This window comes from Xanthobacter sp. 126, from assembly GCF_000526175.1.
GTDB lineage: Bacteria > Pseudomonadota > Alphaproteobacteria > Rhizobiales > Xanthobacteraceae > Xanthobacter > Xanthobacter aminoxidans.
This window is the reverse complement of the sequence record NZ_JAFO01000001.1, coordinates 3512709-3532303: the sequence shown is the minus strand read 5'-3', so window position 1 is coordinate 3532303 and position 19595 is coordinate 3512709. Positions and strand designations below refer to the sequence as shown.

The following is a 19595-nucleotide window of genomic DNA, read 5'->3' as shown; positions in this document are numbered from 1 at the left end:
CTAGTCCTCGTCGTCTTCTTCCTCGTCCTCTTCCTCGAAATCGGCGATCTCGAGCTTCTCCACCGCGATGGCGGGAAGGGTGTCCTTGCGGAACTCGCTCACGTCCTCGGCGAACCACACCACCGAAATCTCCGTTTCGGAGGCGGTGACGACGGTGAGGGCGGGGCTGCCGGACTTGAGCTGGACGATGTCTCCGGGGGCGAACGCCATGGCTGTGTCTCCCGCTGTCTTGCGCGACCGGCAGCGGATTTTCCCTGCCGAAGCAACGCGGGCAGGCTTAGCCGGGCTGTGTGACGATGCGATCACGGTTGCGCAGATAGTAATCCAGGAAGGAGGGAAGCGCGTTGAGCCGGCGGATTTGTTCGATCCGGGTCATGACGAGCATGGATAGACCGTTGATGCGTATGACCTGGTTGTCCATCGCCGCTTCCACCGCCCCTGCGAGCGCCGACGCCGCGGTCTTGGATGGCTGCCCCGTGCCGGGCGACGCAGAATCGGTCGCCGCCCAAATGCGGGCGGGCAGGATCGCCTGGTGCAGTTCATCGAAGCAGTGGTAGAAGATCACGAGCTGGTGCTTGGCGCTGCGCCAGTCTACGACTATGGGCCCCATCGGAACGGGCTTCAGGTCAGTAAACACCACATAGTCCGGCACCGTTTTCTTGTCGGCGCACTTGAAACCGGCGCCGTCCAGTTTGCCGTCGCTGAGGGTGTCGGCCTTGGCCCCGCTCGGGGCGACGTTTGAGCCCACGCGGGCAAAACTGTATCGCGTCGATGCCAGTGTCCGATTATCATCAAGGTCGCTCGCCCAGTCGATATAAAGCTGGGCCTTGTAGAACAGGCGGTCGATGCCGGTTCTCAGTTCCATGCGTGTTCGGGCGTATTCAGCCGCAATAGTTTGCGCCTGCTGATGGAAATAGACCGCTTGATCTTGTGGAGCGTTCGCTGCGGCCTTGTACAGGAAGTACACCATCTGCTGAAGGTTCTGCGCCTTGGCCAGCGTCCCAATAAGCTCATCGAATGTCTGTGTCGCGAGAGCGTAATCGCTTTTCGCCCGATCGAGAGTCTTGTCGATCGACCACTGATTGAACTGAAAGAATGCGGTTGCGATCACCGCGACGAGGCTGAACAGGCTCAAATTCTTGATGAACGTCAGCGGTCCATCGAGATCCGAAAGGGCTTTCCGCCAGCCCGTGAGCGGCGGCGGAGCATCTTTCGGATCGCTCTTGTCCGTGGATTTTTCGTTTCCCGAACGATGCGTATCGTCGCTTTCACCCTGTGCCATTGCCCGCCCCCAAAGCTGACGGGAAAGATTGGAAAGTTAAACCTGTGATTGCATCCCCTAAATTGGGGACCCGCTCACGGCCACTTCACCACCGGGGGCATGGAGGAGAGGATCGAATCCACATTGCCGCCCGTGCGGAGGCCGAAGATGGTGCCGCGGTCGTAGAGCAGGTTGAATTCCACGTACCGCCCGCGGCGGATGAGCTGCTCCTCGCGGTCCTCCTCAGTCCATGGCGTCGCCATGTTGGCGCGCACGAGGCGGGGATAGACGTCGAGGAAGGCGAGGCCCACGTCGCGGGTGAAGGCGAGATCGTCCTCCCAGCGGCCGGTGCCGGCGGCGGCGGAATCGAGATAATCGTAGAAGATGCCGCCGATGCCCCGCATCTCGTTGCGGTGCTTGAGGAAGAAATAGTCGTCGCACCACGCCTTGTAGCGGGCATAGTCCGCCACCCTGTGGGCGGTACAGGCGGCTTCCATGGCCTTGTGGAAGGCGATGGTGTCTGCATCCTCCTGCGTGCGGCGGCGGGCGAGCACCGGGGTCAGGTCCGCCCCGCCGCCGAACCACGCCTTGGTGGTGACGACGAAGCGCGTGTTCATGTGCACGGCCGGCACGTGCGGGTTCGCCATGTGGGCGATGAGCGAAATGCCCGAGGCCCAGAAGCGCGGGTCCTCCGCCGCGCCGGGGATCTGGGCGCGGAACTCGGGGGCGAACTCCCCGAATACGGTGGAGGTATGCACGCCCACCTTCTCGAACAGCCGGCCGCGCATGAGTGCCATGGTACCGCCGCCGCCCGGCGCGCCGGTGTGATCGGTGCGCACCCAGGGGGTACGGACGAAGCGGGCAGGGGAGGGGCCGTAGAGCGCGGGATCGGCGGCGTCCTCCAGCGCCTCGAAGGCGGCGATGATGCGGCCCTGCAAGTCCTCGAACCAAGCGCGGGCCCCGGCACGGCGGGCATCGAGCAGCGCGTCGCCGGCCTCGGCGGGGGCGGAAACGGGGGGCACGGGGTTTTCCATGGGCGTTCCGCCTCCGATGTTCTTCTGGCTGGCGGCGCTTCTATCGCCTCCCCGCGGCGGAAGAAAGCTCAGGCAGGCAGGCCGCCGGTCTGCCTGAGTGCCTCGGCGAGGACGATGCCGGCGCTGACAGCGACATTGAGCGAGCGCACGCCCGGCCGCATGGGAATGCGCACGCGCGCATCCGCCGCGGCATGAACCTCGGGCGGTACGCCGGCGGACTCGCGGCCAAACAGGACCACGTCGTCGCTCTGGAAGGGAAAGCCGAACAGCGGCTCCGCACCGGTGGTGGTGAGGAGGACGAGGCGCCGGCCCTCGGCACGCCGCTCCGCATCGAAGGCGGCGAAAGAGGCGTGCCGCCGCCAGACCACCTGGTCGATATAGTCCATCCCCGCACGGCGGAAGCCGGCGTCGCCCACCGGGAAGCCCGCGGGCTCGATGATGTGCACCTCTGCCCCGAGGCAGGCGCCGGTGCGCAGGATGGCACCGGCATTCTGCGCGATGTCCGGGCAATAGAGGGCGATACGCAGGGTCAAGGAAAGGCTCCGGCGGGGACGCCGCCGGAGCGGGGCGTCGGGTCAGTTGCTGCAGGTCATCTTGTTCCACGTCGAATTGAGCGGGAACAGGGTGAGCGTCAGCTTGGTCGGCGCGGGGACCGAGTTGTAGCTGCTCTGCTCGCACACATCGTCATAAGGGAAGGTATAGGCCTTTCCGTTGAGCGATGCGGCGTGGATGGTCTGGGAATAGAGGTTCTGCGGTAGCCCCTGGTACGGCTTCACAGAGCAGTTCGAGATGCTGTTGGTGCTGTTGATGAAGGTCGAGCGGAGGAACGCGGCCTGCATCCACCGTTGCAGGCTCGGAACCGGCCCCGCATCGCCGCTGGCGAATGTGGGACCATTCTGCCAGAGGTCCTTTGACGTCGGCTTGTTGAAGACCGTCTTGTTGGTGCCCCCCGTGGGCGTCAGCGTGATCTGGGTGGCGGAGGTCGTTCCAGTGTACGGGGTCGTGACGCTCCCGATCTGGTTGTTCAGGGTGAAGCTCTTCCCGGCCTTGGAATAGGTGGCGAGGACCAGGTTGACGTAGCTGTCCCAGTAATTGGTGGGGAATTTGTACCCCGCTTCCATGCCATGGTTGGGGCTGAGCACCTGGGTCGGGCGCCCCTTGCTGTCCGTGATGAGAAGCGTGCTCCATGGCGGCGTGGCGACAAGCGTCTTGACGACGGTTTGCGACGAATTGGCATCCGTGAAGCCGGCCGTCACCGTCTGCGACGCGTTCTGCAGGACCATCTTCATGGGGATGCCCAGCGAGTCCACCTGCGTCGTGTTGACGTTGAAATTGTTGTCCGGCCCCCAGGTGTATTCGGCGAAGTCGATCACCGAGGTGTGGTTCTTGCTGGACGTATTCCAGGGCGCCGGCGAATTGGGTGCCAGAGGGCCGCTGCCGTTGCCCGTCGGAGTGACCGTGAGATAGGAGGGCTGGCAGAAGGAAATATAGATCCGCCCGGAATTCAGGCGCGGAACGTTGAACGTATATGTGCTGGTCGATGCAGTATTGAAGCCATAATCAGTCGGCGTGTTGTTCTGTGTGTTCAGCTGCTTGGTCTTTCCGGTGGCGTCGCTGACCAGATAGGAGGTCGGGTTGGCCGGGTCCTGGCCATAGACCGTGATGTAGATCTTGCCGGTAATGCCGGTGTTGTTGACGATCGTCACCGGGACCGTCTGGGCATGGGCGGCCCCCGCCGCGCCGATGCCGGCCACTGCCGCGAGGCATGCCAGAATACGTTTCGTCATGAGTTTCTCCCCGGGATCATATGGTTGTGCGGTGCGCAGGGCACACTCGCCTTCGCGGTCCCGGCGGGTGGGGCCGACGTGGGCGCGACGAGGCAGAGTGCGCAAACGGAAAGCACTGCCAAGCTACCGGTCGGCCGAACGTCGCGCAATGCTTGATCTTAGCCATAAGTCGGGTGCTGGGGCCGCTTTATATCCGCGGGCGCAATCTTGATATCCGCGGGCGCAATCTTGGAGCGCGACCGGCCGGCGGGCTGCCCGGCTTCCTTCTCCACGTGACCTTGCGCAACGACATGGATCTGTCGCAGTGCAGGACCGCGTGCCGCATCGCCATGATCTGGACAAGATGGGGCTAGGGTGCAATTAGAGGCGCTTGAAATTGGCGGCTCGCAGGTCCGTGCGGCCGCAGCATTGCGCGCGGCCGGCGGTTGCGGGACGTGCGTCGGGACGACAACACTATCGGGGACTGCGCCGTGGCACATACGGAGACGTCGGACACGACGACGCGTCGGGACTTCCTCTACATCGCAACCGGTGCCGTGGGCGCCGTCGGTGCCGCCGCCATGGCGTGGCCCTTCATCTCCCAGCTCCAGCCCGATGCGTCCGTGCTCGCGCTGTCCACCACCGAAGTGGACCTCTCCCCCATCGCCGAAGGCCAGATCGTCACGGTGCAGTGGCGCGGCAAGCCGATCTTCATCTCCCACCGCACGCCGGCGGAGATCAAGTCGGCGGTGGACACTCCCCTGTCTGACCTGAAAGACCCGCAGCCCGATTCGGCGCGTGTGAAGGCCGGCAAGGACCAGTGGCTGGTGGTGATCGGCATCTGCACCCATCTCGGCTGCGTGCCGCTCGGCCACCAGGGCCAGTACAACGGCTGGTTCTGCCCCTGCCACGGCTCGGTGTACGACACCTCCGGCCGCATCCGGCAGGGACCGGCGCCGCTCAATCTCGAATTGCCGCCCTACGCCTTCACCACCGACACCAAGATCGTGATCGGCTGACGCGCGCATCGTCGCCGCTTTCAAAAAGGTTGGACTCATGGAAGGACATTCCACCTACCAGCCCAAGGGGAAGGTCGCGCAGTGGTTCGAGAGCCGCTTGCCGATCGTCGGGCTGATCCATTCCTCGGCCATCGCCTATCCGGTGCCGAAGAATCTCAACTACATGTGGACCTTCGGCGCGATCCTGAGCTTCATGCTCGTCTGCCAGATCGTCTCCGGCGTGGTGCTGGCCATGCACTACGTGGCCTATGCCCCGGTCTCGTTCGCTCGCGTCGAGCACATCATGCGCGACGTGAACTATGGCTGGCTGGTCCGCTACATCCACGCCAACGGCGCCTCGATGTTCTTCATCGCGGTATACATCCACATCTTCCGCGGCATGTATTACGGGTCCTACAAGGCCCCGCGCGAGGTGCTGTGGATCCTCGGCGTCATCATCTACCTCCTCATGATGGCCACCGCCTTCATGGGCTACGTGCTCCCTTGGGGCCAGATGTCGTTCTGGGGTGCCACCGTCATCACCAACCTGTTCTCGGCCATTCCGTGGGTCGGCAACACGATTGTGCAGTGGCTGTGGGGCGGCTATTCGGTGGGTGATCCCACGCTGAACCGCTTCTTCTCGCTGCACTACCTGCTGCCCTTCATGATCGCCGGCGTGGTCGGCCTCCACATCTGGGCGCTCCACCACGTGGGCCAGAACAACCCGGACGGCGTGGACATCAAGAGCGTGGCGAAGGACTCGGTGCCCTTCACCCCCTACGCGACGATCAAGGACTCGTTCGCGATGGTGGTGTTCCTGATCTTCTTCTCCTGGTTCATCTTCTACATCCCGAACTATCTCGGCCACTCGGACAACTACATCCCGGCCAACCCGCTCTCCACGCCGGCGCATATCGTGCCTGAATGGTACTTCCTGCCGTTCTACGCGATCCTGCGCTCGATCCCGGACAAGCTCGGCGGCGTGCTCGCCATGTTCGCGGCGATCGCGGTGCTGGCCTTCCTGCCCTGGCTCGACACCTCCAAGGTGCGCTCGGCCAAGTATCGTCCGCTGTACCGCCAGTTCTTCTGGGTGTTCGCGGTGGTTGCCGTCCTCCTCGGCTACATGGGCTCCCAGCCCGCCGAGGGTGGCGCGCTCATCATCTCGCGCATCCTGACGGCCTACTATTTCATCCACTTCCTCGTCATCCTGCCGCTGCTCGGCCTGTTCGAGCGCCCCAAGCCCGTGCCGGCCTCCATCGCGGATGCCGTGCTCGCGAAGTCGAAGGGCGGAGCGGTGGTGGTCGCCGGGGCGGCCGGTCCCGAGACCAAGTGATCGGCGCGGAGAGAACAGCAATGACCATTCGTAGCTCTCTCTTCGGTGCCGTCGCGGCGGCACTGCTCCTGACAGCGGGCGCCGCCGGCGCCCGTGCCGAGGATGCGCACGCCCAGCCGCGTCCGCATCGCATGTCGTGGTCCTTCGCGGGTCCCTTCGGCATGTACGATCCGGCGCAGCTGCAGCGCGGCTTCAAGGTGTTCAAGGAAGTCTGCGCCGCCTGCCACTCGGCCAACTACCTGTACTTCCGCAACCTCGCCCAGGAGGGCGGCCCGCACTTCACTGAAGCGCAGGCCAAGCAGGTGGCGAGCGAGTACCAGATCACCGACGGCCCCAACGACGCCGGCGACATGTTCCAGCGTCCGGGGCGCCTGTCCGATCACTGGCCGGCGCCGTTCCCCAACGACAACGCCGCCCGCGCCGCCAACGGCGGCGCCCTGCCGCCGGACTTCTCGGTGCTGGCCAAGGCCCGCTCCTACCACGTCGGCTTCCCCGGCTTCATCACCGACGCCTTCATCCAGTACCAGGAGCACGGCGTGGACTACATCCACGCTCTGCTCACGGGCTATGAGGAGGCCCCCGCCGGTGTCCATGTGCAGCCGGGTCTGAACTACAACGAGTATTTCCCCGGTCACCAGATCGCCATGCCGAAGCCCCTCAGCGACGGCCAGGTGGATTACACGGATGGTTCACCCCAGACGCTGGACCAGTATTCCCAGGATGTGGCGGCCTTCATGATGTGGGTGGCAGAGCCGCACCTCGACCAGCGCAAGCGCATCGGGTTTCAGGTCATGATCTTCCTGATCGTGCTCAGCGGCCTTCTCTACTTCACCAAGAAGAAGGTCTGGTCGAACGTGGCGCACTGATCAGGTGCGCTGACCGTAAGTACGCCGAACGATCAAGGGCCCCGTCAGGGGCCCTTTTTCATGTGGGCTCCCCGCCGATCACGACTGCGCGGCATCGGCGCTTTTGGCCGCTGTGCTGCTTTCCCCTGCGCCGCCGCCGCCTTAGCTTCTCCGCCAAACCGGAGCCTGTCATGACCCCTGCCGATTTCGCCGCCTCCATCCGTACCATCGAGAATTATCCCAAGCCCGGCATCCTGTTTCGCGACATCACCACCCTGCTCGGCGACGCCCGCGCCTTCCGCCGGGCGGTGGACGAACTGGTGCAGCCCTGGGCGGGCGCGAAGATCGACAAGGTGGCCGGCATCGAGGCGCGGGGCTTCATCCTCGGCGGCGCGGTGGCCCATCAGCTTTCCGCCGGTTTCGTGCCCATCCGCAAGAAGGGCAAGCTGCCCCACCAGACCGTGCGCATGGCCTACGCCCTCGAATACGGCGAGGACGAGATCGAGATGCATGTGGACGCCATCACCCCCGGCCAAAGGGTGCTGCTGGTGGATGACCTGATCGCCACCGGCGGCACTGCCACCGGCGCGGTGAAGCTCCTTCAGACCTGCGGCGCCGTGGTGGAGGCGGCCTGCTTCATCGTCGACCTGCCGGACCTCGGGGGCTCCGAGAAGCTGCGGGGGATGGGCGTAGCGGTCCGTACGCTGGTGGCCTTCGAGGGCCACTGATCCGGGTGCCTGTCCCGGAAGCCTTCAGATCAGCCGAAGGCCCTTCAGGCTCGCGTGCCCATCCTTGCCGACGATGATGTGGTCGTGGACCTCGATGCCCAGCGGCTTCGCCACATCGATGATGCGGCGGGTCATGTCGATGTCGGCGCGCGAGGGGGTTGGGTCGCCCGAGGGGTGGTTGTGGCAGAGGATGAGGGCGGAGGCAGACACCTCCAGCGCCCGTTTCACCACCTCGCGGGGATAGACTGGCGCGTGGTCCACGGTACCCGTCTGCAGCACCTCGTCGGCGATCAGCTGGTTGCGCTTGTCGAGGAACAGCACCCGCACCTGCTCGCGGTCGGCATAGGCCATGGCGGTGCGGCAATAGTCGATCACCGCGCTCCAGGACGACAGCGCCGGCCGCCGCTTCACCTGCCCCTTGGCGAGGCGCTGGGCGGCTGCCTCGACCACCTTCAGCTCGGTGATGATGGCGTCCTTCACGCCGGGCACCTCGGCCAGCAACTGCACCGGCGCGGCCACCACCTCGGCGAAGGAGCCGAAGCGGTCCACGAGGGCCTTGGCGAGCGGCTTCACGTCCCGCCGCGGCACGGCGCGGAACAGCACCAGCTCCAGCAGCTCGTAGTCGGCCAGCGCCTGCGACCCGGCCGAGCGGAAGCGCGCGCGAAGCCGGTCGCGATGCCCGTGAAAGTGGGGCGCCTCGTTCAGGCCGTCTTCCGGCGCTTCGGCCATCCGGCTCCCTCAGGCGGTGATGTAAGGCGGCTTGTGATAGCCCTTGGGGCTCAGGGTGAAGATCTCGACGCCGGTCTCCGTCACGCCAACGGCATGCTCGAACTGCGCGGAGAGCGAGCGGTCCCGCGTCACCGCGGTCCAGCCGTCGGAGAGCACCTTCACATGCGGGCGGCCGAGGTTGATCATCGGCTCCACCGTGAAGATCATGCCCGGCACCAGCTTCGGTCCTTCGCCGCGCCGGCCCACATGCACGATGTTGGGTTCGTCGTGGAACACCTGCCCAACGCCGTGACCGCAGAAGTCGCGCACCACGCTCATGTGCTGCGGCTCCACGAACTCCTGGATGGCGGCGCCGATGTCGCCCACATGCGCGCCCGGACGAATGGCGCGGATGCCCCGCATCATCGACTCATAGGTCACGTCCAGCAGCCGCTCCGCCCGGCGCGGAATGGCGCCCACCGGAAACATACGGCTCGAATCGCCGTACCAGCCGTCGAGCACCAGGGTGACATCCACGTTCACGATGTCGCCGTCGCGCAGAGGGCGCGCGTTTGGCATGCCGTGGCACACCACGTGGTTCACCGAAGTGCAGACCGAGTAGCGGTAGCCGCGGTACATGAGCGTGGCGGGGTAGGCGCCATGGTCCATGGCGAAGTCGAAGATGAGCTGGTCGATGGCGGTGGTGGTCACCCCCGGCCCAATCATTTCCGCCACGGCGTCGAGCGCCTTGGCGGTCAGCGCGCCGGCCCGCCGCATGCCCTCGAAGCCTTCGGGCCCGTAGAGCTTGATATGGCCGGTCTTGCGCAGCGGCGCGTTTGCCGCCTCAACATAGTTCATGACGCTGCCTTCACGGACGACGCGCGGAGCCGTCCTCAATCTCGGAATTCAATCTACACAATTAGTCCTTGCCGGCGTCAAAGCAAGCTTGGTCGTCATCCCGGCCTTGCAGAAGCGCGGCCTTGGGCGGGTTTGCGGCGATTTCGTGCGGCTGGCGGGAGCCGATAAGATCGCCCCATCCGAATCGCGATGAGTGCCATGTCCATCCGCCGCCTACCGCCCGTGCTCATCGACCGCATCGCCGCCGGCGAGGTGGTGGAGCGGCCGGCTGCGGTGGTGAAGGAGCTGGTGGAGAACGCGCTGGACGCCGGCGCGCGCTCCATCGAGGTGGTGATCCAGGGCGGCGGGCGGCGCCTCGTGCGCGTCAGCGACGACGGCTCGGGCATGGGGCCGGACGATCTTGCCTTGTGCGTTGAGCGCCACGCCACGTCCAAGCTGTCCGGCGAGGACCTGCTCGCCATCGCCACCCTCGGCTTTCGCGGCGAGGCGCTGCCCTCCATCGGCGCGGTGGCGCACCTTGCCATCGCCAGCCGTCCGCCGGAGGCCGCCCATGCCTTCGAGGTGCGTGTGGATGGCGGCGTGGTGACGCCGCCCCGGCCGGCGGCGCTCGGGCGCGGAACGCGGGTGGAGGTGCGCGATCTCTTCTACGCGACGCCCGCGCGCCTGAAGTTCCTGAAGTCCGATCGAGCGGAGGGGACGGCCGCGGCGGACGTGGTGCGCCGTCTGGCGCTCGCCCGCCCGGACGTGGCCTTCACCCTCGCCACCGATGAGCGCGCGCCGGTCACGTTTCCCGCGCGAGCGGATGATGAGGCCGGCCGGGCGCAGCGGCTCGCGGACGTGCTCGGTGCCGATGCGGGGCGCAATGTCATCGCCGTCTCCGGCATCCGGGAAGGCGTTCGGCTCGATGGCCTTGCCGGCCTGCCGACCTTTTCCAAGGCCAATTCGCTGAGCCAGTACCTGTTCGTGAACGGCCGTCCCGTGCGCGACAAGCTGCTGATGGGCGCGGTGCGCGCGGCCTATGCGGACCTTCTGCCGTCCGATCGCTATCCCGTGCTGGCGCTGTTCTTCACCCTTGATCCCCGCGACGTGGACGTGAACGTCCATCCCGCCAAGACCGAGGTGCGCTTCCGCGACGGGGGCAATGTGCGGGCGCTCATCGTCCGCACGCTTTCCGATGCCTTGGCCGCCCGCATCCCGTCCACCGCCGCCAGCATGGCGGATCGCCTCGTGGCGCTGGCTCAGACGCCCAGCCTTCCGTCCCGCACCTCCGCGGGCCTTGGGGAGCCGGAGCGCGGCGGCGCCTTCGCCGGCTTCCGCCCGGCGCCACGGCTCGATTACGACTGGCGGCAGTCGCCCACGCGCCCCGAGCCCTTCCGCTCGGGCGAGGAGCAGGTGCGTCTTGAGATCGCCGAGCCTTCAGCCGATGCCCGCGCAGACGCCGCGCCCGTCTCTGCCGTCGATCTCGACCGGCCTCTCGGGGCGGCCCGCGCACAGCTGCACGAGACCTATATCGTCGCCCAGACGCGCGAGGGGCTGGTCCTCATCGACCAGCACGCGGCCCACGAACGGCTGGTCTACGAGAAGCTCAAGGCGGCCATGGAGCGGGACGGCGTGGCGCGGCAGGGGCTGCTGATTCCGGCCGTGGTGGATCTCGATCCCGCCGATGCGGATCGACTCACGGAGCGGGCGTCCGACCTCGCCGCTCTGGGGCTTGTTCTGGAACCCTTCGGACCCGGCGCGGTGCTGGTGCGCGAGGTGCCGGCCCTGCTGAAGGACGCGGACGTGACCCGCCTAGTCACCGACCTCGCCGAGCACGCGGCTGAATGGGACGATGCGCTGCCGCTGGAGCGGCGCCTGCTGCACGTCGCCGCCACCATGGCCTGCCACGGCTCGGTGCGGGCGGGGCGACGGCTCAGGGTGGAGGAGATGAACGCCCTGCTGCGGGAGATGGAGCAGACGCCCAACGCCGGCGAGTGCAACCACGGCCGGCCGACCTTCGTGACGCTCTCATTGAAGGACGTGGAGAAGCTGTTCGCGCGGCGGTAAGGTGCCGCCGTCGTCCCCCGGCTCGTCCGGGGGATCCCCTCATCCGCAGGTCCTGTTCTGACAGGATGGACACCGCACCCAGCCCAACGGTGGATCGCCCGCACAAGGCGGGCGATGACAGCGGGTGAGGGAGCCCTATTGGCGACTGAAGGCCCGCCCGCCTCAGGCCTTCTTCAGCAGCTTCTGCAGGTCGCGGCGGATCAGTTCGTTGCCGGCCATGATGTGGCCGCGCTCCAGCATCTTCTCGCCGTCGTCCATGTCGGAGACATAGCCGCCCGCCTCGCGCACGAGGACGATGCCGGCCGCCATGTCCCAGGGCGAGAGGTTGCGCTCCCAGAAGGCGTCGAAGCGTCCGGCGGCGGTCCAGGCGAGGTCGATGGCGGCGGAGCCGGTGCGGCGGATGCCCGAGACCTGCGGCTGGACGAGTTCAAGCTCGCGGTTGAACTGGGCATGGTCGCCGCGGCCCATGTGGGGCACGCCGCAGCACACGACGCATTCGGCGAGCTTGCGCCGTGCGGCGACACGGATGCGCCGCTCGTTGAGATAGGCGCCCTGGCCGCTCTCGGCCACATAGAGCTCGTCGCTCACCGGATTGTAGACGACGCCCGCCACCGGCACGCCGTTGCGCACCAGCGCCAGCGAGATGGAGAAGATCGGGATGCCGTGCAGGAAGTTGGTGGTGCCGTCGAGGGGGTCCACCACCCAGGTGTTGGCGGGGTCGGTGCCTTCCACCGCGCCGCGTTCCTCCATGAGGAAGCCGTAGTTCGGCCGGGCGCGGGACAGCTCGGCGAAGAGGGTGTCCTCGGCCTTGCGGTCGGCGGCGGAGACGAAGTCTCCGGGGCCCTTCATGGAGACCTGAAGCTGCTCCACCTCGCCGAAATCGCGGGCGAGCGTGCGTCCAGCCTTGCGGACAGCCTGGACCATGACGGTGATGAGGGGCGAGCGGATCATGAAGTACCTGACGTGAGGCCGAAAGCCGGCGCGCCCGGCGACGGGGCAGCGGGCAGGGAAAGCGATTGAACCTGCGTTTGCCCGCCTTGGCTGCCCCCGTCAAGGCGCGTTCAGCCGCGCCCCAACAGAAATGGGAGGTAGCCAGCTAAGCTCAGGACCGCAGCGGAGACCAGGCTGGGTCCGAGCCGTAGCTCGGGGTCGGCAGGCGCTGCTCATTGTAGCCCGTCACGTCCACGGTATAGAGGGAGGGGCCGGAGGCGCCGCCCGGATCGCGGAAGAACATGAGCACGCGGCCGTTGGGGCAGAAGGTCGGCCCCTCGTTGTGATAACCCTCTGTCAGCACACGCTCTCCCGAGCCATCGGTGCGCATGACGCCGATGGCGAAGCGGCCTTCGGCCTGCCGGGTGTAGGCGATCCAGTCGCCCTTGGGCGACCACACCGGCGTCGAGTAGCGGGCATTGCCGAAGGAGATGCGCTTGGCGCCGGAGCCGTCCGCATTCATCACATAGATCTGCGAGGTACCGCCACGGTCGCTCTCGAAGCAGATCTGCCGCCCGTCCGGCGAATAGCAGGGGGCGGTATCAATGGCCGCCGTGTCGGTCAGGCGGGTGGTGGCGCGCGAGCGCAGGTCCATGACGAAGATGTTCGAGTTGCCGCCCTGCTGGAGGCTCATGATGACCTTCTGGCCGTCCGGCGCGAAGCGGGGCGCGAAGCTCATGCCGGGGAAATTGCCGACGATCTCCCGCTGGCCGGTCTCGATGTTGAGCAGGAACACCTTGGGATCACCCTGCCCGTAGGACATGTAGGTGATTTCCTGGCTGGTGGGCGAGAAGCGCGGGGTCAGCACCAGGCTGTCGCCGCGGGTGAGATAGCTCACGTTGGCGCCGTCCTGGTCCATGATGGCGAGGCGCTTGATGCGGCGCTCCTTCGGCCCGCTCTCGTCCACGAAGACGATGCGGGTGTCGAAATAGCCCTTCTCGCCGGTCATCTTCTCATAGATGGCGTCGGCGACGATGTGGGCGATGCGCCGCCAGTTCTCCGGCTGCGCCACGAACTGCTGGGCGGCCAGCTGCTGGCCGGCGAACACGTCCCACAGGCGGAACACCACCTGCACCCGCCCGTCCGCCTGCCGCGTCACACGGCCGGTGAGTAGCGCTTGGGCGTTGATGACGCGCCAGTCCTGGAAGCGCGGAGTGTCGGGATTTGTGATCTGCTCGACGAACGCCTTCGGATCGATGGGCGCGAACAGGCCGCAGCGGCGCAGGTCCGAGGTGATGACCCCGGAAATGTTGCGCCCGAGTTCCGGCTCGCCCAGGAGGTCGGTGATGGCGATGGGGATCGGCTTGAAGGCGCCGGGGGTGATCTCGATGCGCGCGGCCTGGGCTTGGGCCGCGCCGAGGCCGCTATGGAGGATCCCCGCGGCGCCGGCGGCCATGCCCGTCATCAGGAAGGCGCGACGGCCAAGGCCCTGCGCGGGCCCTCCCGCCGGGGAGCCGGCGGGACCATCATCGTGTGGGCGCTGGAAGGCTTCCGGGCGTCCGGACCGCGTCATTTTCGTCCTCGTTCTTTCGGGTCACGCCGCGCCCGAGGGGCCGGCGGCGCGTGCCGCCGGGGGCGCCGGCCTGCTATTGGGTGAAGAGCTTGTCGCTGAGGGTGATGCCGAGCGTCTTCCACGAAGAGGCATATTTCTCGGGCTGGAACATCGTGTAGGGCTGGCACTGGATGATGGCCCGGATGCCGATGCTCGCCACCGCCTGGAAGGCCGGGTTGCCGGCGTTCGCCTGTCCGGGAACGATCCGCGGCTGCGCCGAAAGGGTGCCGTCCTTGTTGAAGAAGATGTCCACGTCGACGGGCGGCGGCGCGGTGAGGTTGCCCGGCATGGTGCCCCAGCATGTCTTCAGGCGGCGCTTGAAGGCGTCGATCTCGTTCACGCTCAGGGTCGCCGCCTGACCGCTCGGCGCGCCGATGGAGGAGGTGTTCGAAATCTCGCCCGCGCTCGCCACCTGCCGGGTGGGGGTGCGCTTGTCGATCAGTTCCTTGATCTGGTCGGTGTTGAACTCGCGCGACTGCGCATTGGCCTCGATGGGCTTGGGCTGCTCACGCGGCGGCGCCGGCTTGCGCGGCGGCAGGGGCGGAGCCGCCTCGGCCTTGGCCTGTTCCTGCGGCTGCTCCTGCTTCTTCGGCTCGTTCTTCAGCGCGACTTCCGCCGTTTCCTTGGGCGGCGGCGCAGGCTCGGCCTTCTGCTGGGTCGGCTGCTCGGCCTTCTGCGGCGGCGGGGGAGGCGGCGGCGGGGGAGGGGTGGTCGCCTCCACCGGCGGCTTCTCGCTGGCCTTGAGCTTGGGATCCTCGATGGGAGTGGGGTCGGCGACCTTCTCGGCCACCTGCTTCGGCTTTTCGGTCTTCTTGCCCGTCAGCGCCCCCCGGGTGAGCTTGGTGTACTCGGAGGAGGTGATGACGTCGACGGGGATGTCCTGCAACGTCGGGTCAAGCGGCTTCGCCCCGGAGAAACTCACCAGGGTCAGGACGAGAACGCCCACATGGAGCGCCGTCGATGCCGCGAGGCTGCTGCGCATGGGATTGATGGCTCAGCCTCCCTGCTCGACCTCGGTGACCAGAGCCACCTTCTTGAAGCCCGCCCCAGAGAGGCGGCCCATGACCCGCATGATCTGCCCGTAATTGGCGTTCTTGTCGCCGCGGACGAAGATGCGCTCCTCGAAACCGCCGCGCGCCTGCGTCACCGCTTGCAACTTCGAGACCAGATCCTCGTACTTGATCTCGCTGTCGCCGAGAAAGATCTGGCCGTTGGGCCGCACCGAGAGGGTGATCGGCTCCTTGTTGTCCTGGTTCACCGCGCTCGCCTGCGTTTGCGGCAGGTCGATGGGCACGCCCACCGTCAGCAGCGGCGCCGCCACCATGAAGATGATGAGCAGCACCAGCATGACATCCACCATGGGCGTCACGTTGATTTCGGCCATGACCGGGGCGGTGCGCCGGCGCGAGCGCCGGCTCTGCCATCCTGCCGCCCCTCCGCCCGACATGCCCATGGTTCAGCCCCGCTCGTCGATCTGGCGCGAGAGGATGGCGGAGAACTCGTCCGCGAAACCCTCCAGCCGCTGGGCCTGACGCCCGGTCTGGGAAATGAACTTGTTGTAGAAAATCGTCGCGGGGATGGCGGCAATGAGGCCCATCGCGGTCGCGAACAGCGCCTCCGCAATGCCCGGCGCCACCACGGCGAGCGATGTGTTCTTGGATGCGGCGATGGACTGGAACGAGGTCATGATGCCCCAGACCGTGCCGAACAGGCCGACGAAGGGGCCGGCCGAGCCCACGGTCGCCAGCACCAGCAGCCCCGTCTCCAGCCGCTCCACCTCGCGGGCGATGGTGACGTTCATCACCTTGTCGATCCGCTGGTTGAGGCCGGCGAGGGAGCGCGCGCCACCCTCATAGGTGCGCTTCCATTCGCGCATGGCGGCGACGAAGATGGCGGCCATGCCGTGGTTGGAGCGCCCCGCGAGGGTGCGGTAGAGGTCTTCGAGGCTCTGGCCGGACCAGAACACCTGCTCGAAGCGGTCCATCTCGCGCTTGTTGCGGGAGAACAGCATCCATTTGTTGATGATGATGGCCCAGACCCAGATCGAGGACACGATCAGGCCGATCATCACCAGCTTGACGACGATATGGGCCTGCAGGAACAGGCCGAGGAAGGAAAAGTCCGCGGCGGGCGGCGCAACGGCGCTGCCGATCGGATCCTGGGCGAGCGCGGGCAGGGTGCCAAGAAGGAGGAGGCCCGCCGCCGTGGCGATCGCCGGCGTCAGGCGGGAAACGGTGCCGGTGCGGCTCGTCACATCAATCATCCTCGGCTCCGCGGTGCGCTCCTTGAGGAGGGACCGCTTCTGCGCTCGGGAGGGGGCGTGCCCGCCCGGAGCATCCGGCTCCCGCCCCGGCTTGAGGCCGCGCGGGTTTCGAGCGCCGGACGTCGCGTTCATAGTTTGGCGGCCCTTTGACCGGGCGAAACTGTCCAAACTTTGACGGGCGTGCCGGTCTGCGCTGCGGTGCGAAAGCGCCGCAGCCGGATGAAGCTGTGCATGAACACGCTTAATGCTGCGTTAGCGCAGCGCCGTGGCGGTAACGAAAGTCGCGCCTTCCCAAGCGTCAGCGGCGGATTTCACCGAGCGCCTCTGCCTCACGGGCATCCGCGAGGGTTGCCTGGCGCAGGGAATCAGGGATGCGCTTGGCACGACCCTCGGAGACGAAGGCCACCCGCACCGTGGCGGAGACCAACAACTCGTCGTCGCGTTTCACCTGCTGAAGCAGGGTGATGGAGGCACCGGCCACATCCTTGGACAGGGTGACGATCTGGAGCACATCGTCGATGCGCGCGGGCTTCAGGAAGTCGATCTGCATGGCGCGGACGACGAAATGGAAGCCGGGGGCTTCCTCCGCGGCCTGGGCGAACAGTTCGCCCTGCACCACGCCCAGAAGCCGCATGTAGTCGGAACGGCCGCGCTCCATGAAGCGCAGGTAGTTGGCGTGATAGACGATGCCGGAGAAATCCGTGTCCTCGTAATAGACGCGCACGTCCAGCGCATGGCCGCCGGGAATGAGGCGGCCGGCGAGGTGGAGGTTCTTGTCGGACGGGGAGGGAGTCGGACGCTCGATCATGGCGCCTTCCCATAAACGAGACCGCGCCCCTTGTGAACAAAGGGCGCGGTTCGGCCGGTACGGAACCTGGGGGGCGTTGGCGACCGTACCGACGTTCTTGACCGACAGTCCTGCCGGTCGGGCGGTCAGCCGTTGCCGGAAGCGTCCGGCTGCGGCTCGTCGGCGCGGCGGCGGCGCTCGGCCATGAACTGGTCGAACTCGGCCTTGTCCTTGGCCTGACGCAGGCGATCAAGGAAGTCGCGGAACTCCTTCTGCTCCTCCTCAAGGCGGCGCAGGGTGTCCTGGCGATATTCGTCGAAGGCGCGATTGCCGCTGGAGGGAGCCGAACGGGTCCAGCATCCGAAGCCCTTCATCGTCTCTCCTCCCTGTTCCTGCCAGCGGGCGAAGCTGCGCTTGCCGCATCCGAACCGTCCGCTGCCGATGGCGAAGGCGAGGATGGCGAGGCCCAGCGGCCACCAGGCCATGAAGCCCAGTACCGTGAGCGCGATCCACGCCGGTTTACCGTAGCTGTCGAGCTTGTAAGCGAGCTCCATGGCTGTCGTTCCCGGTTAATGTAAATAACATTTACATAGATAGATCGCGGAACGCTCCTTGTCAATGGGCGCCTGCCGACGCCTCACTCGGAGGGGGCGCCGAGGCCCTTCAGATAGACGAGGAATCCGGCCTCAAGAAGGTCGTCCGGGTCCATGGGCAGCTTGCGCCGTCCGCCATCGGCGCGGCCGAACAGCGAGGCGACGCCGTGGGCGAGGGACCAGGTGTGCAGCGCCACCATCAGAGCGGGCGGGCGGCCGGGGCCGGGAATGTGAGAGACCAGAACTTCGGCGGCCTCGCGCAGTGCGCCGAAAGCCTTGTCCCCCGCCTGCTTCAAACCTTCGTGACGATCGGGAGAAAGGCCGGATTCAAACATGGCCACATATTCCGCCGGCCGGCTGCGGGCGAAGGCGAGATAGGCGCGGCCGACCCGCTCGAAGGCTTCGGAAGCCTTGGGGCGGCCGCCTTGCCAAGCGGCCTGCAAGGTCTCGGTCAGACGGTCGAACCCTGCGGTGGCAACGGCTGCGAGCAGTTCGTCCCGGTCGCGGAAATGCCGGTAGGGGGCGGCGGGGCTCACCCCGGCGCGGCGGGCCGCCTCGGCGAAGGTGAAGCCGGCGACGCCCTTCTCGGCCACGAGGTCAAGCGCTGCCTGCATCAGGGCTTCCCGCAGGTTGCCGTGATGGTAGGAGCGCGTCTCGCCGTTCCGGGTCCAGCTCATGTCAATGTGCTTTACATTCCGCGCGCGCCGCCGTCGACTCGTCTGTCAATCGCCTTCGTCGAACAGAGGCATCTGCTTGACCGATGGCGGCTCCGCCAGCCCCATGTGCCGGAAGGCCGCGCCGGTCAGCATCCGCCCGCGCGGGGTGCGCTGGATGAAGCCCTGCTGCACGAGGAAAGGCTCGACGATTTCCTCGATGGCATCGCGCGGCTCCGACAAGGCGGCTGCGAGCGTGTCCACACCCACCGGGCCGCCGCCGTAGAATTCGGCGATGACCGTGAGATAGCGCCGGTCCATGGCATCGAGCCCGGCGGCGTCCACCTCCAGGGCGAGGAGGGCGCGGTCGGCGATCTTGCGATCGATCCGCTCGGCCTCGGCCACGAGAGCGAAATCGCGCACGCGCCGCAGAAGCCGCCCGGCGATGCGCGGGGTGCCGCGCGCGCGGCGGGCGATCTCCGTGGCGCCGTCCGGGGCGATGGCGATGCCCATCACCCGCGCCCCGCGCACCACGATCTTCTCCAGTTCCTCCACCGTGTAGAACTGGAGGCGCACGGGAATGCCGAAGCGGTCGCGCAGTGGCGTGGTGAGGAGGCCGGAGCGGGTGGTGGCACCCACCAGCGTGAATTTCGGCAGCGAGATCTTCACCGATCGAGCGGCCGGGCCCTCGCCGATCACGAGGTCCAGCTCGTAATCCTCCATGGCCGGATAGAGGATTTCCTCCACGGCCGGCGAGAGGCGGTGAATCTCGTCGATAAAGAGTACGTCGCGCTCTTCGAGATTGGTGAGGATGGCGGCAAGGTCGCCCGCCTTGGCGATCACCGGGCCGGAGGTGGAGCGGAAGCCCACCCCCATCTCGCGCGACATGATCTGGGCCAGCGTGGTCTTGCCGAGGCCCGGCGGCCCCACGAAAAGCACATGGTCCAGCGCCTCGCCACGCGCCCGCGCCGCCTTGATGAAGATTTCCAGATTGGCGCGCGCCTGCGCCTGACCGACGAACTCCGAGAGGAGCTGCGGGCGCAGGGTGGAATCGGCGGCATCATCGCCGCGCTTTTCGCCCGAGAGGAGGCGGGTGTTCATGACGAGAGCCTTGCGCGCCTCGGGACCAGCGACTCGCGCGACTGTAGTGCCTGCCGGCCGGGTACGGAAGGGGAACGGA

21 protein-coding genes are annotated in these 19595 nt (G+C 66.9%); 5 read left to right on the top strand and 16 right to left on the bottom strand.

Annotation, left to right across the window (positions count from 1 at the left end; genetic code table 11):
* From XAN126_RS0116860 to XAN126_RS0116840, 5 genes are all read right to left on the bottom strand, one after another.
* A complete protein-coding gene (locus XAN126_RS0116860) occupies positions 1 to 210 on the bottom strand; it encodes a DUF2158 domain-containing protein (RefSeq protein ID WP_024279764.1) in 210 nt (69 codons plus the stop codon).
* A gap of 67 nt (positions 211 to 277) precedes the next feature.
* Positions 278 to 1282, bottom strand: a complete 1005-nt coding sequence (locus XAN126_RS0116855; RefSeq protein ID WP_155982338.1) for a hypothetical protein — start codon at positions 1280 to 1282, stop codon at positions 278 to 280.
* A 74-nt stretch (positions 1283 to 1356) separates the two neighbouring features.
* Positions 1357 to 2283 (bottom strand): oxygen-dependent coproporphyrinogen oxidase, encoded by a 927-nt coding sequence (hemF, locus tag XAN126_RS0116850; RefSeq protein ID WP_245272270.1) that lies wholly within the window; start codon positions 2281 to 2283, stop codon positions 1357 to 1359.
* A gap of 80 nt (positions 2284 to 2363) precedes the next feature.
* Positions 2364 to 2828, bottom strand: a complete 465-nt coding sequence (locus XAN126_RS0116845) for a tRNA (cytidine(34)-2'-O)-methyltransferase (protein ID WP_024279761.1) — start codon at positions 2826 to 2828, stop codon at positions 2364 to 2366.
* Positions 2829 to 2870: 42 nt separating this feature from the next.
* Positions 2871 to 4082, bottom strand: coding sequence for a beta-1,3-glucanase family protein (locus XAN126_RS0116840; protein WP_024279760.1), 1212 nt, complete (start codon positions 4080 to 4082; stop codon positions 2871 to 2873).
* A gap of 470 nt (positions 4083 to 4552) precedes the next feature.
* On the opposite strand from XAN126_RS0116840, the gene petA reads away from it, so the two are divergent.
* From petA to XAN126_RS0116820, 4 genes are all read left to right on the top strand, one after another.
* Positions 4553 to 5080: a ubiquinol-cytochrome c reductase iron-sulfur subunit gene (gene petA, locus XAN126_RS0116835; RefSeq protein WP_024279759.1), complete on the top strand. Its 528-nt coding sequence runs from the start codon at positions 4553 to 4555 to the stop codon at positions 5078 to 5080.
* Between the two features lie 37 nt (positions 5081 to 5117).
* Positions 5118 to 6392 carry a cytochrome b/b6 gene (locus tag XAN126_RS0116830; RefSeq protein WP_024279758.1) on the top strand — a complete coding sequence of 425 codons (1275 nt, stop codon included), beginning with the start codon at positions 5118 to 5120 and terminating at the stop codon, positions 6390 to 6392.
* Between the two features lie 20 nt (positions 6393 to 6412).
* Positions 6413 to 7258 (top strand): cytochrome c1, encoded by an 846-nt coding sequence (locus tag XAN126_RS0116825; protein WP_024279757.1) that lies wholly within the window; start codon positions 6413 to 6415, stop codon positions 7256 to 7258.
* A 170-nt stretch (positions 7259 to 7428) separates the two neighbouring features.
* Positions 7429 to 7965 (top strand): adenine phosphoribosyltransferase, encoded by a 537-nt coding sequence (locus XAN126_RS0116820; RefSeq protein ID WP_024279756.1) that lies wholly within the window; start codon positions 7429 to 7431, stop codon positions 7963 to 7965.
* Between the two features lie 24 nt (positions 7966 to 7989).
* Here the strand turns inward: XAN126_RS0116820 and radC are convergent, their stop codons facing one another.
* The gene (gene radC / locus XAN126_RS0116815) at positions 7990 to 8694 is read right to left on the bottom strand and encodes a DNA repair protein RadC (protein WP_024279755.1); all 705 of its coding nucleotides are present in this window, start codon (positions 8692 to 8694) and stop codon (positions 7990 to 7992) included.
* A 9-nt stretch (positions 8695 to 8703) separates the two neighbouring features.
* Positions 8704 to 9531 carry a type I methionyl aminopeptidase gene (gene map, locus XAN126_RS0116810; protein ID WP_024279754.1) on the bottom strand — a complete coding sequence of 276 codons (828 nt, stop codon included), beginning with the start codon at positions 9529 to 9531 and terminating at the stop codon, positions 8704 to 8706.
* A gap of 198 nt (positions 9532 to 9729) precedes the next feature.
* Between map and mutL the strand changes: the two genes are divergently transcribed.
* A complete protein-coding gene (mutL, locus tag XAN126_RS0116805; protein WP_024279753.1) occupies positions 9730 to 11577 on the top strand; it encodes a DNA mismatch repair endonuclease MutL in 1848 nt (615 codons plus the stop codon).
* A 162-nt stretch (positions 11578 to 11739) separates the two neighbouring features.
* Here mutL and XAN126_RS0116800 read toward each other — a convergent pair whose 3' ends face one another.
* From XAN126_RS0116800 to ruvB, 9 genes are all read right to left on the bottom strand, one after another.
* The gene (locus tag XAN126_RS0116800; RefSeq protein ID WP_024279752.1) at positions 11740 to 12528 is read right to left on the bottom strand and encodes an inositol monophosphatase family protein; all 789 of its coding nucleotides are present in this window, start codon (positions 12526 to 12528) and stop codon (positions 11740 to 11742) included.
* Positions 12529 to 12679: 151 nt separating this feature from the next.
* Positions 12680 to 13972, bottom strand: a complete 1293-nt coding sequence (tolB, locus tag XAN126_RS0116795) for a Tol-Pal system beta propeller repeat protein TolB (RefSeq protein ID WP_029877303.1) — start codon at positions 13970 to 13972, stop codon at positions 12680 to 12682.
* A gap of 181 nt (positions 13973 to 14153) precedes the next feature.
* Positions 14154 to 15101, bottom strand: a complete 948-nt coding sequence (locus XAN126_RS0116790; RefSeq protein WP_024279750.1) for a hypothetical protein — start codon at positions 15099 to 15101, stop codon at positions 14154 to 14156.
* Between the two features lie 12 nt (positions 15102 to 15113).
* A complete protein-coding gene (gene tolR, locus XAN126_RS0116785; protein WP_024279749.1) occupies positions 15114 to 15572 on the bottom strand; it encodes a protein TolR in 459 nt (152 codons plus the stop codon).
* Positions 15573 to 15575: 3 nt separating this feature from the next.
* Complete coding sequence (tolQ, locus tag XAN126_RS0116780; protein ID WP_024279748.1) at positions 15576 to 16382, bottom strand: protein TolQ; 807 nt, start codon at positions 16380 to 16382, stop codon at positions 15576 to 15578.
* Between the two features lie 298 nt (positions 16383 to 16680).
* Entirely contained in the window at positions 16681 to 17190 is a 510-nt protein-coding gene (gene ybgC, locus XAN126_RS0116775; RefSeq protein ID WP_024279747.1) for a tol-pal system-associated acyl-CoA thioesterase, read from the bottom strand.
* A 125-nt stretch (positions 17191 to 17315) separates the two neighbouring features.
* Complete coding sequence (locus XAN126_RS0116770; RefSeq protein WP_024279746.1) at positions 17316 to 17723, bottom strand: DUF2852 domain-containing protein; 408 nt, start codon at positions 17721 to 17723, stop codon at positions 17316 to 17318.
* 83 nt (positions 17724 to 17806) lie between these two features.
* Complete coding sequence (locus XAN126_RS0116765; protein WP_024279745.1) at positions 17807 to 18439, bottom strand: TetR/AcrR family transcriptional regulator; 633 nt, start codon at positions 18437 to 18439, stop codon at positions 17807 to 17809.
* A 45-nt stretch (positions 18440 to 18484) separates the two neighbouring features.
* The gene (gene ruvB / locus XAN126_RS0116760) at positions 18485 to 19516 is read right to left on the bottom strand and encodes a Holliday junction branch migration DNA helicase RuvB (RefSeq protein WP_024279744.1); all 1032 of its coding nucleotides are present in this window, start codon (positions 19514 to 19516) and stop codon (positions 18485 to 18487) included.
* Between the last annotated feature and the right edge of the window lie 79 nt (positions 19517 to 19595).

Bases quoted from the DNA above. Each gene is read 5' to 3' on its own strand.
- XAN126_RS0116860 (WP_024279764.1), bottom strand. From the start codon at position 210: ATGGCGTTCGCCCCCGGAGACATCGTCCAGCTCAAGTCCGGCAGCCCC.
- XAN126_RS0116855 (WP_155982338.1), bottom strand. From the start codon at position 1,282: ATGGCACAGGGTGAAAGCGACGATACGCATCGTTCGGGAAACGAAAAA.
- XAN126_RS0116840 (WP_024279760.1), bottom strand. From the start codon at position 4,082: ATGACGAAACGTATTCTGGCATGCCTCGCGGCAGTGGCCGGCATCGGC.
- XAN126_RS0116830 (WP_024279758.1), top strand. From the start codon at position 5,118: ATGGAAGGACATTCCACCTACCAGCCCAAGGGGAAGGTCGCGCAGTGG.
- XAN126_RS0116825 (WP_024279757.1), top strand. From the start codon at position 6,413: ATGACCATTCGTAGCTCTCTCTTCGGTGCCGTCGCGGCGGCACTGCTC.
- XAN126_RS0116820 (WP_024279756.1), top strand. From the start codon at position 7,429: ATGACCCCTGCCGATTTCGCCGCCTCCATCCGTACCATCGAGAATTAT.
- radC (WP_024279755.1), bottom strand. From the start codon at position 8,694: ATGGCCGAAGCGCCGGAAGACGGCCTGAACGAGGCGCCCCACTTTCAC.
- map (WP_024279754.1), bottom strand. From the start codon at position 9,531: ATGAACTATGTTGAGGCGGCAAACGCGCCGCTGCGCAAGACCGGCCAT.
- mutL (WP_024279753.1), top strand. From the start codon at position 9,730: ATGTCCATCCGCCGCCTACCGCCCGTGCTCATCGACCGCATCGCCGCC.
- XAN126_RS0116800 (WP_024279752.1), bottom strand. From the start codon at position 12,528: ATGATCCGCTCGCCCCTCATCACCGTCATGGTCCAGGCTGTCCGCAAG.
- tolB (WP_029877303.1), bottom strand. From the start codon at position 13,972: ATGACGGGCATGGCCGCCGGCGCCGCGGGGATCCTCCATAGCGGCCTC.
- XAN126_RS0116790 (WP_024279750.1), bottom strand. From the start codon at position 15,101: ATGCGCAGCAGCCTCGCGGCATCGACGGCGCTCCATGTGGGCGTTCTC.
- tolR (WP_024279749.1), bottom strand. From the start codon at position 15,572: ATGGGCATGTCGGGCGGAGGGGCGGCAGGATGGCAGAGCCGGCGCTCG.
- tolQ (WP_024279748.1), bottom strand. From the start codon at position 16,382: ATGATTGATGTGACGAGCCGCACCGGCACCGTTTCCCGCCTGACGCCG.
- ybgC (WP_024279747.1), bottom strand. From the start codon at position 17,190: ATGATCGAGCGTCCGACTCCCTCCCCGTCCGACAAGAACCTCCACCTC.
- XAN126_RS0116770 (WP_024279746.1), bottom strand. From the start codon at position 17,723: ATGGAGCTCGCTTACAAGCTCGACAGCTACGGTAAACCGGCGTGGATC.
- XAN126_RS0116765 (WP_024279745.1), bottom strand. From the start codon at position 18,439: ATGAGCTGGACCCGGAACGGCGAGACGCGCTCCTACCATCACGGCAAC.
- ruvB (WP_024279744.1), bottom strand. From the start codon at position 19,516: ATGAACACCCGCCTCCTCTCGGGCGAAAAGCGCGGCGATGATGCCGCC.